Origin of the sequence: Coraliomargarita algicola (assembly GCF_033878955.1) — a bacterium.
Taxonomy (GTDB): Bacteria; Verrucomicrobiota; Verrucomicrobiia; order Opitutales; family Coraliomargaritaceae; genus Thalassobacterium; species Thalassobacterium algicola.
This window is the reverse complement of sequence record NZ_CP138858.1, coordinates 505,180-520,323: the sequence shown is the minus strand read 5'-3', so window position 1 is coordinate 520,323 and position 15,144 is coordinate 505,180. Positions and strand designations below refer to the sequence as shown.

The window sequence follows — 15,144 nt, the reverse complement described above, 5'->3', positions numbered from 1 at the left end:
GCTAGATTATATATTTTTCCGTGCGGCTTTTTGTGCGCTTTCCGAGCGGAAGCTTAAGATTAGGTAAATGAGGGTGCCGATCACGATGCCGCAGTCCGCGATATTGAAGGAGGGGTAGCGTCCGGTCGGCATAATCCACGGGATGTTAACTGGGAAATGAAAGTCGAGGAAGTCGATGACGTGGCCGTGAATCAGTCGATCGATCATATTGCCCAAAATGCCGCCGATGAGTAGACCGAAGGCCCATTGCATGGGTTTGCGGTAGAGCTCTAGACTGTGGCGTAGTTTGTAGATCGCAAAGAGGGTGATGAGGGCAAACAGAGCCAAGAGTCCTCCGTAGCCCGAGAGCATGCCCCAAGCGGCCCCTTCGTTGCCAATGTGCACAATGTAGAAGAAGCCATCGATGACGGTAATCGCTTCGGGCGGATAGTAGCTATCCAACGCTAGATTGTTAAAGATCCAGGCTTTGGTGAGCTGATCGAGAACAAAGACGACAATGGCTGATACGTAGAGTAATCGGTAGCGATTGAGTTTACTGAGTGGATGTTTCGGCATTGGCTAGAACGGCCTACGCTGCCATTCTTTATCATGGGTGCAACCCCGCAGTTATTTAAAATCTTACAGCGGAGTACCTATGGTGGCTGTCGCTGGTAATGTGCATTTAAACGCACTGAGATGCACTAGGCCGCTCGCTTATTTGGGGCCAATCCAGCCCTTGCGCCAAAAGAAGATGGCAAGGCCCAGAGTCATCGATAGGCAACCGCCCCAGAAGACGGGGTAGGCGTATTTCCAGCCGAGTTCAGGGATGTATTCGAAATTCATCCCATAGACGCCGGCAAAGAAAGTGATCGGAATGAAAAAACTAGCCATGATCGTGAGCACTTTCATGATCTCGTTCATCTTGTTGCCGACTGAGGTTTGATACAGATCGGTGAGACCTGAGGCGGTCTCACGGTAGGTTTCCAGTAGGTCGATGACTTGCATGGTGTGGTCCTGCACGTCGCGGTAGTAAGTTTTCAGCTCGGGGTGGATCAGTTCGGATTCGTCGCGGTAGAGGCTGTCCACTAGCTCGCGAATCGGCCACAGCACGCGGCGCTGTAGGGAGAGGTCGCGCTTCATCGAGAAGAGCTTTTGTTGGCTGAGGGCGTTCGGGTCTTCGAGGATCTCGATCTCCATCTCTTCCATGGCGTTGCCATAGGCCTCTAGGATGGGGAAGAGGTGGTCGACGATAGAATCGAGTAGGGCGTAGAAGAGATAGTCGGCCTGATAGGTGCGAAAGCGACCAGTGCTTTTTTCCAAGCGTTTACGAACGGGTTCGAATACGTCGCCAGGCACTTCTTGAAAGGTGATGAGGGTTTTCTGGAAGAGAAAAAAGCTGATTTGCTCGTTCTTCAGCTTGTCGTTGGCGAGTTGTAATTGGCGCGCAATGATGATCATGTGGTCATCAAATACCTCCATCTTGGAACGCTGGTAGGTGTGAATGACGTCTTCGGCTGAGAGGGTGTGTACCTCGTAGTGCTGACAGACGGCGTTGACGACGCTGGGACGCAGACCGTCTATGTTGATCCAGCGCACGTGCGGATTCGCTTGTTCTGGTAAGGCCAGCGCTTCGTGGATGTCGTCAAAAGTCGTGGTGTTATGGCCGTCGGGGCCATAATCGATTACTGTGATCCCGACTTTGAGTGAGGTATCTTCCTGGTGGATATACTGCTCAATGCCTGGGGGAGTGCCTGGTTCTGCGCGTGGGGCCGTGCTGTGGTGGTGCCCGATCGGGGCAAAGACGCCTTTGCCTAGATCCAAAATACTGGAGGTGATGAAACTCGCGGTCTTGGCGATCGCACCGCTGGTGGCATGTGCGACATCTTTGGCAGATTCGATAGGTTGCTTCACACGTCGCATTTTCGCCAATTACGCATGAATTACAAGCTAAGCTTTTTCCGGCATATCACGGAAAAAAATGCCAACCTTACCGACTCCGCCGACATATTCGCATTCAAGTTTACTAGAAATTTCGCTACAATAATTCTTGATGGCTTCGCGTTCGGCTTCGAAGCGGATCTTGATTAATCCATTTTTGATCAGAGCTGTGTCGAGCTCGGCTAGCACGCTTTCACTGAGGCCTTGTTTGCCGATGTGAACGTGTGGTTTGAGTCGTTGGCCGATGCCGCGAAGCTCTTTTTTCTCTGCGCTAGTGAGTGGTTCATTATTCATAGCGGTTTGTATTAAGGCTGTGGAGTGACGTCGACGAGCACAAAAGGATGCTGTTTGTGGCGATCGGGCGAGACTTCGAAGTAGAGCTTAGAGCTCTCGCTGGCCGATGGTGCAGACCATGATACATTTTTCGCCAGAATGCAGTGTGGGGGTGGCAAATGTGTCGTCCGCGCTCGCTTCGATGGTGGCTGAGCCTTTTGGAGATAACGTGTGCGCCTAGAGCCCTAGCATAAATTGAAAGGCCTCTTCGTTGGCTCCTGGCAGATTTTCATGCCCAAAGTCCGGGTAGATTAGGTGTGACTTTGGAGTGCTGATTGCGTTGTAAGCCGCAAACTGAGTGGACGGAGGGCAGATGTTGTCCATCAGTGTGATGGCCATCAGCACTTCACCTTGAATCATGGTGGACAAGTGGCTGACGTCGATGTAGCCCAATTTTTCAAAAATAGCGTCCTCTCGCTTGTGAAGCGGGTCGAAGCGGCGGAAGTAGTCACGGAGGCCTGCGTAGGCATCTTTGTCGAGATCCATGTCCCAGACGCGCTTGTAGTCGCTGAGAAATGGATATTGGGAGTAAACACGTTTCACGCGGGTCTCTAGTGCGCCGCAAGCGAGCGCCAAGGCACCGCCTTGGCTTCCGCCATATGCGCCGACACGGTCGGCGTCCACATGATCCATTGCCATGATAATCCGGGCCAGTAGTGCCGTATCCAGAAAGACATTACGGTAGTAGAGCTTTTCCGGTGCGTCATCGAGCCCCTTGATTATATGGCCATGGAGGGTGTTGCCTTTGGTCGAAATGGCATCCTCGGACAGGCCGCCTTGGCCGCGACAATCGAGACCGGCCACGGTGAAGCCTGCGGCCACGTAAGGGAGCATTTCTACCCAGCTCGGAGCCGCCCCGGAATAACCGTGAAAGAATAAGAGTGCTGGGCCTGCTGGACCTGAGAGCGTTGATGGCGTGGCGATACGTGCATGCACGCGTGCGCCGCCGGTGCCGGTGAAATGCATGGAGCGACAGTTGGCGTAAGGCACCTGAAAGTCGGCCTGGCTAAAGCTGACATTCGCATCTAAGGCATCTAGCTCTTGTAAGCCCTGTTGCCAGAAGGTGTCGAAATCTTTAGGTCTGGGCGTCGACGTAGTGTATTTTACGAGTTGCTCGAGGGGCTTGTCTAATGCTGGCATAGTTGGAAATCTTTGGTCCGAGTTTTCGAAATTTCAAGATCTTATGGATCTATAACAAAAAAAGCATCCAGCTAAGTGGATTCACTTAACTGGATGCCTCTGCTGGAGATCTTTTAGTGAACGGCGTGATGCAGCCTATCAAAAGATCGAATGTCTTGACTCACTGAGCTGAGTCGCTTGCTGCTTACAAACGGCCTTCGATTAGGTGGATTGGTAAGGCTTCCGGCTGTGCGGGACACGACAGGATCTCGGTGCTCGTTCCGCTGAGCGAGGATTTCTCAAAGGAGTGCATGACTTCAAGCGCATGGTAGGCCAGAGCGCCGCTGGCGCGGTGGGCGCGTTGATTGCCGCTCAAGATGGCATAGGCCATGTCTGCGGCACCGATGCTGCGGGAATTGGAGAGGTAAGGGTGGCTGAAGCTTTGCTCTTTCCATTCCTTAGTGCTGGGCGTCCAAAGTTCAACCGGTCCTCCGAAAGTGTTGGGATCTGGCGCTTTGAGTGAGCCTTCGGTGCCGTAGAGTTCGATCGGGCTGTGAGTGTGCTTATGCACGTCGAACGAGATGGTCATGTTGATCACTGCGCCGGAGTGAAACTCGAGCACGCCCGAGTAGTTGGTGGGCACGGAAACTGGCAAGATTTTACCAAACTGCTCTTTGCAGGTAGCAGTGCGCTCTTCAAATGCGCGTGATGTGATGGCACTGACACGCTTGACTGGGCCGAGCAGGTGCACCAGTGCGGTAATATAATAGGGGCCCATATCAAACATGGGGCCTGCGCCGATTTCATAAAAGAAGGCGGGGTTCGGGTGCCAGCTTTCGGGGCCGCGCGCCATCATGAATGCGGTGCCGCCGACGATTTTGCCCAACCAGCCATCATCGACGAGCTTACGGCAAGTCTGGTAGCCGCCGCCCATGAAGGTGTCGGGCGCACAACCTACGAGCAGACCTTTATCTTCAGCGGTCTTGAGGATTTGTTCGGCATCTTCCAGCTTTACGGCCAGCGGTTTCTCGCTGTAGACGTGTTTGCCGGCATTGAGGGCTTTGAGGCTGACTTCGGCATGCACCGCAGGGATGGTGAGATTGATGACTAATTGAACTGCCGGATTGGCGAGTAGTTCATCCACTGTTTGAGCTTGGCAGTCGTGCTCTTCGGCCTTGGCGATTGCGGCATCCATATTGATGTCCGCACAGGCTGCGACTTCGAGTACTTCAAAAATGCTCGCGCCTTTGAAGTATGCGTTTGAGATGTTGCCACATCCAATGATGCCAATGCCGATTGTTTCTTTGTTTGTCATTTGGGTAATAGATTGTTGGGGGATTATTTAGTGCCTTGAGCGATGCCGTTCGAGGTGAGGTAGTCGTAGCTTTGTTTGACTGCTTGTAGCATGTCGCCTTCGAAGGCGTCGAGTTCGACAGCAATGTATTCCGCGTGTTCGACTGCTTTGTAGGCTGCGAGTAAGTCGACCTGACCGGTGCCGGCTGCACGGAATGGAATGGAGTCGCTGACCATTACATCACCACTCTCGGTTTTGGCGGCAGTGAACTTCTCTTGGGTGGAGACGATGCCATCTTTAAAGTGTAATGCTTTACCGCGTGCGCCGATCTCCTTGATGAAGGCGACGGGATCCAGACCCGCACGTGCGACCCAGAATATGTCTGCTTCGTAGATGACTGTCTCTGGTGTCTGTTCTAGGAACAGTTGATATTTCCGTTGCTCCCCAATCAGCCCCAAGTCCCAATCGTGATTATGATAGCCGACTTGTAGGCCATGCGGGGCTAGGTTTTCCGCGGCTTGGCAGTAGAGGTCTGCGGTTGCTTTAATGCTGTCCAGGCTGCTGTAGGCGTCTTGAAAGCCGGGAGGGCAACCTGTGATTAGGTATTTGTGCCCCATCATGAGAGCTTGTTCGATGATTTCATTTTTTTGATCACCGATCGGTAGCGCAATGTGTGCAGTGGGGGCGCTGAGCCCGAGTTCTTGGAATAGTTTTGCGGCTTTTTCTGCGCTACTGCCGGGGTAGCCAGCGGGTTCGACACAGCCAAAACCCATGTCTGCGATGCTACGAATCGTGCCTTCGTAATCGGCTGAGGCTTGGTCGCGAACGCTGTAGAGTTGAACAGTTATTTGTGGGGGCATTGTTTTTTGTTTATTTTATATTATTGTCGTATTATATGAATAATAATGTGAGAAATATAATATAACATGGCCGACGAATAATGTATATTGACTAAAACTATGATTAACGGTTCAAGAGTATGCCCACGCTTAGTTCAGCTCTCCAGCTATATGAGCCCAGTTGGTGGGTCGAAATCGCCTGCTTTAATTCGGGACAATCAGGTGTGCTTTGAGATCATTCGTGAGGGGGCGGTCTACGGTAAGAATCATGGGGACTCGAAATTGTATGGTGAGGGGAGTGTTTTCTGGCATGGCTCTGGCGAGATTACCGTTTCGGAGAGCCCTAGTGATGGTTATTATAGTTGTTTAGTGGCATACTTTGAGTATGATCCTGGCGTTATGGCAGAGCCTTGGCCGAGCTATTTTCAGTGGGATGATCGTCTGGTGATGCATCGATTTGCCGATGAAATGCTGTATGCTTATCACTCCGCGGCCTTGAGGCGCTCGGTGGTTGGGAATTTGCTCTGGGCGCGTTTGCAGTTTCAGTTGGAGCGGTATCGGCAGAGCTTGGATCGCGAGGTGGTGCATCCCAAATTACAACTGGCGATCGACTTTATCAATTTACATTATGCGGAACCTATTAGCCTCGATGATGTTGCGCAGTCAGCAGATTTGAGTGTATCACACTTACATATGCTTTTTCGTGAGCATATGAAAGAGAGTCCACGGCAGTTCCTTATTCAGAAAAGGATGCGATCAGCCGGACATGCTTTGGTGACGAGTCGTGAGCCCATCAAAGTTATTGCGAGTCAGTTTGGCTATGCGAATACGGAAAACTTCTGTCGCGCATTTCGGAAATTCTTCGGTCGTTCTGCGAGTGAGTATCGCAGTGCCTATATTGGTGGCTTAAACAGCTGAATGATTGTTAAGAGGGTGGGCTGCTTGTTTCGGGCAAGCGCATATAGGGTTTGATACGCACCGCCTTTTGCTTGAGTGGGGTGCCTGCTATTTGTGCTTTGAGCATTTTAAACATGCTGGAGACGATCGCAGCTGGATCCACTTCGGCTAGAATTAAGTCATCTTGCCAGTATTCCAGGATTAGGGAGCCTTTGTTGGCGTGACTGGCTATTTGCAGGTCTTTGCCGGGCCTGATTTTATATTCCTTTAAGCATAGGCAGGCTCCGCGTGCCAGAATGTCATCGGTGATTAGTAAGCCATCCGGTAGGCCTTGGGCGCCTCCGCAGCGTTCCAGGCATTTATGCATCCAGTCGAGTCCGAGTTCTTCGTGTATGTGAACGGGAGGGGCCTTTTCGTCTTCGGGGTGGATGACACATTCATCTACGATCTCTAACTGGTATTTCTTGGCGGCTTTTTCAAAGATGGTATAATCGCGGGCTAGAATTCCGAGTAAGCCGACGGTTTTGCAGCCCTGTGCGGCCAAGGCTTGCATGGAGCTGTGGATGAGGTTTCGGGTGTCGATCCCGACTCGGGGTATGGAATTGTTTCCGGATGACAGTGCGACGATTGGGATGTCTTGATTTATAAGCCAATCTTCCACTTCGTACTCTTCGACTTCACAAATTAAGAGACCATCCAGTTTGCCTCGTTTTATGGAATCAGCGAGGTCGTTGTTGATGAAATGGGCACTCGTGTTAGTGGGGCTTTGTGGGGGCGATAAGTAGAAGGAGAATTGCTCCTGCTCCATGCTGGCTCTTAATTCGCAGTGTTGCAGCAATAGTAGATAGAACGTGGAGCTGCCCATTTGGAAAATATTGCGGCCAAAAACCATGCCGATATTTTTGCTAAATGAATTCTCGCAAACGTAGATTCCGCTGCCTTGCCGCCTGTGGATCACTCCTTTGCTTTCCAGTTTACCCAGTGACCGATCGAGTGTGGTCAGGGTGACGCCGAGCTGCTTGGCTAGCTTCTGCGCAGTCGGAAGTTTCGCTCCGGGGCCATACTCCTTGGCCATCTTGGTGACCATTTGGATGACGTAGGGTTGTTTGCTGCGTGCTGTTCTCGGGCTTTCTTTCATTGTGGAGAATATTAGATTACTTTTATGCGGAGCCTGTGCAACACATGGATTTGGGGGGCATTAATGTAAAGCAAGGATTCTATCGCGGCTCTGCCCTGGCCCCTGCGATACTTTTTTGGGTAAAACGTCTTTTTTAAATTGATCTACATCAATCTTGTTGCCAATAAAAAAGAGATCACTACGTATTTACGTAATTGTTTTACCCTTTTCCCTGTAGTCTGCCTTCTCATGCACTTTGTTACGCAATCTAAATGTCAACTGCTCGTTTTATGTTCAATGCTTTGGATGGCAGTCGCTTTCTCTGGATGTTCCGGTGATGGAGCGCATGCGAATATGCCATTGGAGGAGCAGGTGACTGCGGGTGTCGAGTATTTGCGCGTTTTCAATTTTGAGGATGCATACAAGGTGCTAAAGCATGCGCATCCGCAGTTAGAGCAAGATTCAGATCAATGGGCTTTGGCTACGTACAGTTTGGCTTTAGCTGCCTGGCATAAAAGTCCTCCCAGTCACGATGCCTTGGTGGAAGCTCAAGGCTATTTTAAGCAGGTGGTTGCTGTAGAGCCGGAATCGGAATGGGCCGCGAGTTCGTTGTTGGACCTGGGACGAATGGCAGAGATTGCAGATTTTATCGATGATACTGAGGATGTGGCTACTGCGCAGGCTTATTACCGCCAAGTGTTGACGCAATTTCCCGGCACGGAAATGTCTGTTCGAGCGACCGTTTTTCTGGCGCAGAGTATGGCTCAGAGTTTTGATCCCGAGTTGGTGCGTGAAGCGATCCACTTACTAGAGACGGAGATGGCTGCACAGCCGGAGTCACCATGGATGGGTACGATGGCACAGTATTTAGCGCAATTGTATGCCTTTTATGCGCATGATCCCAAAGCGGCATTGGAACCTTATGAGCGGGCGATGGAGGTGGGCTTTCCGCGTTCGGCTGATTCTGATGTTTCCTTATGGCAAATGGGGCTATTAGCCGAAGAGGCCGGGGAGGCGCTGACAGCGGCTCGTGTGTTTACTCGCTTGGTGGAAAATTATCCACGTAGGACCTATGGCACTGTGGCGCGTGAGCGCGTCATCCAACTTGCTCAAGCATATCCCGACGCCGGCATTGAAATCCCTGAGCTGCATGGCTTAGGCATTGGTCGTTAAAGTATGATCGTCTTCTATCCCTTATGAAAAATATTTTCTCTAAGTTTAATACCAATTGGTTGGCGATCGCACTTTTGTTCGGAGCGTTTATCGTTAGTGCTGTTCGTTTTTATATTGTATCCGGACAGACGGGGGACGGTGGCGCAGAGGGAGGTGCTCGTGTGATTCGTGTGGCACACTGGCAATTGGAACCTGGTTTTCGCGAAGCTTTAGAGTGGGTGATGGAGGAGTATAATGCGTTGCCGGAAGTGCAAGCTGCAGGGGTGACTGTCATGCAATCCCCCATTGCTGAAAAAGTATATAACCAGTTTATGAATGTGCACTTGATTAGCGGGACGGCTCCTGATATTGCGGTGAAACGGGAGTCGGAGTTGGTTAAGGGGAACGCCTTGGCAAAGTTTTATACACCACTCGGTAGTCATGTTGAAACCCCCAATCCTTATAATGCCCCGGAGTATCAACTGCCAAGTTTGCCAGATGATTTTGCCAATAGTCTATCGAAAACACCTTGGCGGGATACATTTTTTGACGGTTTGCAAGGAGGCTATGAGGAGACTTTAAGTGATTACTATGCGATTCCCATCTGCACTTGGGGAGGCACGCGGATGATTTATAATATGAGTATTTTGCAGGCTGTGAAAGAATTCTCAGCCAAGCTTGCTCAGCAGCAACCGCAACCTGAGTGGATGCAATCCGTGTGGCGTACTCCTGACAATGAAAACGGCTTTTTGCCGGAAGAGAGTGGAGTGGAGTGGTTGTCCAATAATTCAGAGCCACAGACCCTAGGCCAGTTGATGCTTTATTGCGTTGCGATTAAGGCCTATCAGCAAGCATCTGGTTTAGACTATCTGGTTCCCGTAGCTGCTAGTAGCTATGCTGCGAATGGCTTAGCTAGTTTATATTCCACTGAGATGATGTCGGGCATGTGGCAGGACTATAGTTTAGAGCTCGGGAAGAAACCGACTTCAATTGAAGCGCTCGCAGGGTTTGAGCGCGGCGTGTGGGGCTTCAACTCTGCGATGCTTCAAGAATACTATGAATTTAATCGATTGCTCGTAGAATTTTATCCCCAAGGATACATGGGCCTGGATCGTGAACAAGCACAGCGTCGTTTTGTATTGGGGCAAGCAGCCATCCTTTGCACCGGTGGGTGGGATGCGACGAGTATTTATCAAGGCATTCAGGGACGCTCGAATCCGGCAGATCGTTTTGAAGTATTAATCACTCCAGAACCATTTCCAGTCGCTGGTGAGCGTTGGGCGGATGTCTTGACCATGCGTGCTTCCGAGGCGGATGCAAAGGGTGGGGTGCCATTTGCGATCAACAAGCAAACGCCGAATTTTGATTGGGCATTGGATTTTCTCCGTTTTATTTCATCGCATCGGATTAATGAAGGATTTGCGCAGCGGGCTGGATGGCTACCAGTCATTAGTGGTACCAAGGCCCCTGAGGATGTGGAAGCATTCCTGCCGATCGCGGAGGGGGTTCCTAAAGACTTCGCCTTAAGTGTTGGTAGTTCGAACGTGCCAATGGCCTTGCGTAATGTTTGGACCTCTACGGTTAAGCTTTTTATTGCTGGTGATATTGATTATTCTGCAATGGCAGAACGAATCACACGGGTGTTTGAGGATTCTAGTATTGGTATTCGAAAGGCTTGGGTCACTACGTTGCAGCAGCAATTGGATAAGTCCAGGGCCAATCAACGCTCTATGTCTGTTGAACGATTGGGGGCGATGCTGGGCTCGACCGGAGCGGCTTCGCGTGAACGTTCGAATACTTATCTGAACCTTATCGAAGATGAAGGTGTGTTTCTGAAGCGTTGGTGGCATGAGCTCTATCCGAACGAGCCCTATCCAACATATTAAATATTGAAGTAAATTTATCGTAGACTGATGCCCATTCAATCCAAACTTCCGCCTGTTGCCGTGCCCGCTGCCCACAATAAAGGTCAATTGCGTGCCAAGCTGTTCCAGAAAAGTAAGCTCTTTTTGGCACTCTATTTATTGGTGCTTCCCACCTCATTGTCGCTGCTGATATTCAGTTATTATCCCAAATTTGATGTCTTTCTGATGTCTTTCTTTCGCTGGCAACCGCCAACAGTGGAGGAATTTATCGGGCTGCGTAATTTTAAGGAAGCGTTCTCGGATCCTATGTTTTGGCAGTCCTTTAAGTTGGTCGGTATCCTACTGGTTGCCAACTTGTTTAAGCTCTGGCCAGGTATTCTCGCGGCTATAGCGTTGAATCGACTCAAGAACGATCGACTGCGATACTATATTCAGGTTTGTTTTGTGATTCCGATGATCATCCCAGGCATGGTGTTCCTCTTGATCTGGAAAAACTTTTATGACCCTGATTTTGGTTTGGTGAATCGCTTTCTTAATATGACAGGTGGCATGCACTTGTTGAATTGGATGGATAGCGCTATGCCAAAATTATCGGCGACCTTAGCCCCAATTCAAAACGGCGTCATCGGCCCCATTTTTGGTGGCTTGGGTGGCTTGATCATACTCGGGGCTTTCATATTCGCAATCAGTAAGCGGAAGCAGCACGATGCGTCCCGTTGGGGGGATTACATTGTATTATTGGTGGGCGCTTCATTGTTACCGCTTGCCAATGCCATACTCGGCCTTCAGGCAGACCCGACTGACCTAAAGGTGTTGATATTCGCAATATCAGTTTTGTTGTGGATGTTTGTTTGTGCCTGCCGCATGCAAGGCGCATGGATCGCCTGGCCCTTTCTACTACTAGGCGGCATTGGCGTCTTTTGGCAAGAAATGTGGCGGCTACCATTGGCCATGTTGATTACATTAGGATTGTTTGAATTACTTCGAATGAAGAAGGATGAATACACCTCACGGCCTTATTTTCAGGCGATTGCAGGGTGTATGTTGGGCGTGGGCATTCTCTTCATCTTTTTAGCTAATATCTGGACACAGCCCAATGGACAGTTTGCAAATGGAACACCTGCTTGGCTCGGGAATAAGGATCTTGTGATTCCTGCGATTCTCTTCTGGGGCTTCCCCTGGGTCGGGACTGTTGGGGTGCTGATTTACCTTTCTGGTTTGCAAAACATATCTCAGGATGTGTATGAGGCGGCGGAACTGGATGGAGTGAGTCCGCTGGGAATGATTACAAAGATCGAACTGCCACTGATTATGACGCAAGTGCGCATTAACCTGATCTTTATGACTATCGCAACGCTCACGACCTATGAGATTTTCTTGATTTTGCTAGGGCCTGATGGCGGTCCTGGTGGTAAAGGAATGGTGCCGGGACTTTACATGTTTAGTGCCGCCTTCACCGAAGGGCGCTTTGGTTACGCCTGTGCGCTCGGAATGGTGCTCTTTGTCATCATTTTATTGCTGACCATTGTTTACCAGAAATACGTGAAAGTCGATAAGTAGGCCGAGCATATACACACTTTGACTATAGAACTTATAATATCCCACAGATGACTCCAAAAACTCAGAATAAATTTAGCGAGTTGATCAAGCTTGGCTATCTCGCCTTCGTACTCGTGTTCGCCTTCTTTCCACTGTATGTGATGGTTGTCGTGAGCTTTAAGAGTAACGAACAGTTCCTCGCAAATCCTTGGTTTTTTGATTCTATCGCGAGCTGGAATTGGAATAATTGGGCGATTGGATGGGATACCGTCAGCGGTTACATTTGTAATTCAATCTTTGTATCTTTCCTCGGGACCACGATTACACTTTGTATCGTTCTCATGTGCTCTTATGCACTCGCTCGTTATGATTTTCCGGGCAAAAATCTTATTTTCTACATGGTCATGGCGACTATGTTCTTGCCTGGCACTGTGGCTGCGCTGGTGACGCTGTTCGATTTGTTGCGCAGTATGGGCTTGGTGAATAATCTATGGGCACTGGTGCTGATGGCTTCTGTGGGGGGGCAGGTTGCCGGAGTGTTTATTCTGCGAAATTTTATCGAAGATATACCTAAGGAGCTTTTTGAATCTGCACAATTGGATGGCGCCGGCCACTTGCAGCAGATCCGACATATTATTTTACCGCTCTCTGCTTCGATTATATCGGTGACCTGTATTATGGACTTTCTTGGTTCCTGGAATAACACGATTCTTCCCTTATTGCTTTTGCGCGATGATCAATTGCTGACAATTCCTGTTGGACTGTTCCGTCTCGATGGAGAATACGTGAAGCAATATGGTCAATTGATGGCAGGATATGCCATTAGTTCGGTCCCTCTTTTAATTATCTTTCTGTTCTCGATGAAATTCTTCGTCAAAGGTCTCTCCGCTGGTGCTGTGAAAGGCTAGAGCGCCTCTGGCGCGAACCTTGAACGTCCAACCTTGAACCTTGAATACTGAACATTCCTAACCCACCTCAGTTTCAAACTTCCCACGTCCACCTTCAAACTTCAAAATATGGCTACTGTTACGCTTAGCAAACTCGATAAAACTTATAGTCCCGGCAAAAAGGATAGCTTTCGCGCTGTTAAAGAAATCGATCTCGAAATTCGCGATAAGGAATTTATGGTCTTTGTCGGACCTTCGGGCTGTGGTAAGTCGACGACTTTACGCATGATTGCTGGGCTCGAAGAAATTACTGGAGGCACGCTTAAAATCGGCGATCAGATTATGAACGATGTCGAGCCCAAGAATCGTGGCATCGCGATGGTCTTTCAAAATTACGCCTTATATCCGCACATGACCTTATTTGACAATATGGCTTTCGGATTGAAGTTAAGCAAGACGCCTCGCGACGAGATCAAACGTCGCGTCGATGAAGCGGCCGAAATACTTGGACTCACTTCGATGTTGGATCGTAAGCCTAAAGCGCTCTCTGGGGGACAGCGTCAACGTGTTGCTGTAGGGCGCGCGATCGTTCGTAAGCCAGACGTGTTTCTTTTTGATGAGCCACTCTCTAATTTGGATGCCAAAATGCGCGTCCAAATGCGCACTGAAATTTCACGGCTACATGCACGGCTGAACGCGACCATGATCTATGTGACGCACGACCAAGTGGAGGCCATGACTATGGGGGATCGCATTTGTGTGATGAAGGATGGAAACATCATGCAAGTCGATGAACCCCTGCAGTTGTATAACGATCCTCAGAATATGTTTGTTGCTGGATTTATCGGCTCCCCTCCTATGAACTTCTTTCCTGGTAGTTTACAGCTTGATGGGGGATACGCTTATTTTACTGAAGCCGAAGAGGGCGGAAATGAGCAGCCTTTTAAGATTCGATTGGAGCCGCATTTGAAAGCAATCGCAGCAAAACAAGGCACTCAACCGGCCGTATTTGGAGTGCGCCCCGAGCACATTGAAGTCTCGGATACTAAAGGCGCGGATAGTATCGATGCAGTACTTGATGTGTCTGAGCCTATGGGAGCGGAAACTTATCTATACCTAAATACACTCGCTGGCCGTTCATTTATTGCGAAGGTTGAAGCAGATCATGCGTTTAAGGTGGGGCAAACCGTTCATCTTAAATTTAATCAAGAGCGCGTTGCGCTCTTTGATCAGGCTACAGAGCAAGTGCTTAAAGCTTAGCATGCTTGCAGTTTGATAACATAGAGATTTTTTGAATATGACGAAAGAAACCAATTGGTTTGATGATGCCCGTTATGGCATGTTTATTCACTGGGGTGTTTATTCATACGCTGCACGTGGTGAGTGGTTTGCTAATCGCGAGCGCATACCCTTTGAAGAGTATAAGCAGCGCTACGTGAGTAATTTTAAAGCAGAGAACTATGATCCCAGAGCATGGGCGCAGTTGGCTAAGGATGCGGGCATGAAGTACGCCGTATTGACAACACGGCACCATGATGGTTTCGCACTGTGGCCGACCCAAACCAGTGATTTTCATGCTGGCAATTATGGACCTAAAAGGGACCTCGTGGGCCCTTTTGTGGAAGCATTTCGTGAGTTTGGCTTGAAAGTGTGTTTTTACTTCTCGCCTGCGTCCTGGTATCATCCCGACTATCCGGGTCCGTTTTTCCGTGATTGGCCGAATGAGGGGGATTGGGAAAGCGCAGCGCATCGTGAACGTTTCATTGAGCATTATAAAGCACAACTCATTGAGCTGATGTCCAACTATGGTAAGATTGATTACTTGTGGTATGATGGCTGTATTCCCGATGACTTGCATAGCCAAGAGGTGAATGAAGCTGTCATTGCGTTACAGCCAGATATTTTGATCAATGAACGCAATGGTGAGCCTTTTCATGTGGAGGTCTGCGAACAGGCCATCAAGCCACCGCAGCATGATATCAAGTGGGAAGCCTGTATGACCTTGAACGACAATTGGGGCTTTCATGCCGGGGATTCCAATTGGAAGCAGGCGAATGATGTTATTCAGATGCTCACCGATACGGCGCGGCAGGGGGGAACTTGCTTCTAAACATTGGTCCCAAGAGTGACGGTACTGTGCCGGAGGAATCAGTGAAAATTCTGCGAGAGGCTGGCGACTGGCTCA

General features: G+C 49.6%; 13 protein-coding genes and 1 pseudogene. 7 read left to right on the top strand and 7 right to left on the bottom strand.

The window, feature by feature from the left end:
- Nucleotides 1-6: 6 nt before the first annotated feature.
- The 6 genes from lspA to SH580_RS01975 all read right to left on the bottom strand — a co-directional run bounded on the left by lspA (nt 7) and on the right by SH580_RS01975 (nt 5,523).
- Nucleotides 7-555, bottom strand: a complete 549-nt coding sequence (gene lspA / locus SH580_RS02000; RefSeq protein WP_319833333.1) for a signal peptidase II — start codon at nt 553-555, stop codon at nt 7-9.
- Nucleotides 556-693: 138 nt separating this feature from the next.
- Nucleotides 694-1,890: a magnesium/cobalt transporter CorA gene (corA, locus tag SH580_RS01995; protein WP_319833332.1), complete on the bottom strand. Its 1,197-nt coding sequence runs from the start codon at nt 1,888-1,890 to the stop codon at nt 694-696.
- Between the two features lie 36 nt (nt 1,891-1,926).
- Nucleotides 1,927-2,211: a YhbY family RNA-binding protein gene (locus SH580_RS01990; protein WP_319833331.1), complete on the bottom strand. Its 285-nt coding sequence runs from the start codon at nt 2,209-2,211 to the stop codon at nt 1,927-1,929.
- Between the two features lie 216 nt (nt 2,212-2,427).
- Entirely contained in the window at nt 2,428-3,390 is a 963-nt protein-coding gene (locus tag SH580_RS01985) for an alpha/beta fold hydrolase (RefSeq protein WP_319833330.1), read from the bottom strand.
- Between the two features lie 184 nt (nt 3,391-3,574).
- Entirely contained in the window at nt 3,575-4,684 is a 1,110-nt protein-coding gene (locus tag SH580_RS01980; RefSeq protein ID WP_319833329.1) for a Gfo/Idh/MocA family protein, read from the bottom strand.
- A 23-nt stretch (nt 4,685-4,707) separates the two neighbouring features.
- Nucleotides 4,708-5,523 (bottom strand): sugar phosphate isomerase/epimerase family protein, encoded by an 816-nt coding sequence (locus tag SH580_RS01975; RefSeq protein WP_319833328.1) that lies wholly within the window; start codon nt 5,521-5,523, stop codon nt 4,708-4,710.
- A 150-nt stretch (nt 5,524-5,673) separates the two neighbouring features.
- On the opposite strand from SH580_RS01975, the gene SH580_RS01970 reads away from it, so the two are divergent.
- On the top strand, nt 5,674-6,420 hold the full coding sequence (locus SH580_RS01970) for a helix-turn-helix domain-containing protein (protein ID WP_319833327.1): 747 nt from the start codon (nt 5,674-5,676) through the stop codon (nt 6,418-6,420).
- 7 nt (nt 6,421-6,427) lie between these two features.
- On the opposite strand, the gene SH580_RS01965 is transcribed toward SH580_RS01970, so the two are convergent.
- Complete coding sequence (locus SH580_RS01965; protein WP_319833326.1) at nt 6,428-7,537, bottom strand: GntR family transcriptional regulator; 1,110 nt, start codon at nt 7,535-7,537, stop codon at nt 6,428-6,430.
- A gap of 276 nt (nt 7,538-7,813) precedes the next feature.
- Between SH580_RS01965 and SH580_RS01960 the strand changes: the two genes are divergently transcribed.
- The 6 genes and pseudogenes from SH580_RS01960 to SH580_RS01935 all read left to right on the top strand — a co-directional run.
- Nucleotides 7,814-8,689 (top strand): tetratricopeptide repeat protein, encoded by an 876-nt coding sequence (locus SH580_RS01960; RefSeq protein ID WP_319833325.1) that lies wholly within the window; start codon nt 7,814-7,816, stop codon nt 8,687-8,689.
- Between the two features lie 23 nt (nt 8,690-8,712).
- Nucleotides 8,713-10,554, top strand: a complete 1,842-nt coding sequence (locus SH580_RS01955; RefSeq protein WP_319833324.1) for an extracellular solute-binding protein — start codon at nt 8,713-8,715, stop codon at nt 10,552-10,554.
- 27 nt (nt 10,555-10,581) lie between these two features.
- Complete coding sequence (locus SH580_RS01950; RefSeq protein ID WP_319833323.1) at nt 10,582-12,093, top strand: carbohydrate ABC transporter permease; 1,512 nt, start codon at nt 10,582-10,584, stop codon at nt 12,091-12,093.
- A gap of 47 nt (nt 12,094-12,140) precedes the next feature.
- Nucleotides 12,141-12,980 carry a carbohydrate ABC transporter permease gene (locus SH580_RS01945; RefSeq protein ID WP_319833322.1) on the top strand — a complete coding sequence of 280 codons (840 nt, stop codon included), beginning with the start codon at nt 12,141-12,143 and terminating at the stop codon, nt 12,978-12,980.
- Between the two features lie 108 nt (nt 12,981-13,088).
- Nucleotides 13,089-14,219 (top strand): ABC transporter ATP-binding protein, encoded by a 1,131-nt coding sequence (locus SH580_RS01940; protein ID WP_319833321.1) that lies wholly within the window; start codon nt 13,089-13,091, stop codon nt 14,217-14,219.
- A 37-nt stretch (nt 14,220-14,256) separates the two neighbouring features.
- A pseudogene (locus tag SH580_RS01935) lies at nt 14,257-15,098 on the top strand (alpha-L-fucosidase); the annotation flags it as partial.
- Between the last annotated feature and the right edge of the window lie 46 nt (nt 15,099-15,144).

Bases quoted from the DNA above. Each gene is read 5' to 3' on its own strand.
- lspA (WP_319833333.1), bottom strand. From the start codon at position 555: ATGCCGAAACATCCACTCAGTAAACTCAATCGCTACCGATTACTCTAC.
- SH580_RS01965 (WP_319833326.1), bottom strand. From the start codon at position 7,537: ATGAAAGAAAGCCCGAGAACAGCACGCAGCAAACAACCCTACGTCATC.
- SH580_RS01945 (WP_319833322.1), top strand. From the start codon at position 12,141: ATGACTCCAAAAACTCAGAATAAATTTAGCGAGTTGATCAAGCTTGGC.
- SH580_RS01955 (WP_319833324.1), top strand. From the start codon at position 8,713: ATGAAAAATATTTTCTCTAAGTTTAATACCAATTGGTTGGCGATCGCA.
- SH580_RS01950 (WP_319833323.1), top strand. From the start codon at position 10,582: ATGCCCATTCAATCCAAACTTCCGCCTGTTGCCGTGCCCGCTGCCCAC.
- SH580_RS01975 (WP_319833328.1), bottom strand. From the start codon at position 5,523: ATGCCCCCACAAATAACTGTTCAACTCTACAGCGTTCGCGACCAAGCC.
- SH580_RS01990 (WP_319833331.1), bottom strand. From the start codon at position 2,211: ATGAATAATGAACCACTCACTAGCGCAGAGAAAAAAGAGCTTCGCGGC.
- SH580_RS01970 (WP_319833327.1), top strand. From the start codon at position 5,674: ATGAGCCCAGTTGGTGGGTCGAAATCGCCTGCTTTAATTCGGGACAAT.
- SH580_RS01940 (WP_319833321.1), top strand. From the start codon at position 13,089: ATGGCTACTGTTACGCTTAGCAAACTCGATAAAACTTATAGTCCCGGC.
- SH580_RS01980 (WP_319833329.1), bottom strand. From the start codon at position 4,684: ATGACAAACAAAGAAACAATCGGCATTGGCATCATTGGATGTGGCAAC.
- SH580_RS01985 (WP_319833330.1), bottom strand. From the start codon at position 3,390: ATGCCAGCATTAGACAAGCCCCTCGAGCAACTCGTAAAATACACTACG.
- SH580_RS01960 (WP_319833325.1), top strand. From the start codon at position 7,814: ATGCTTTGGATGGCAGTCGCTTTCTCTGGATGTTCCGGTGATGGAGCG.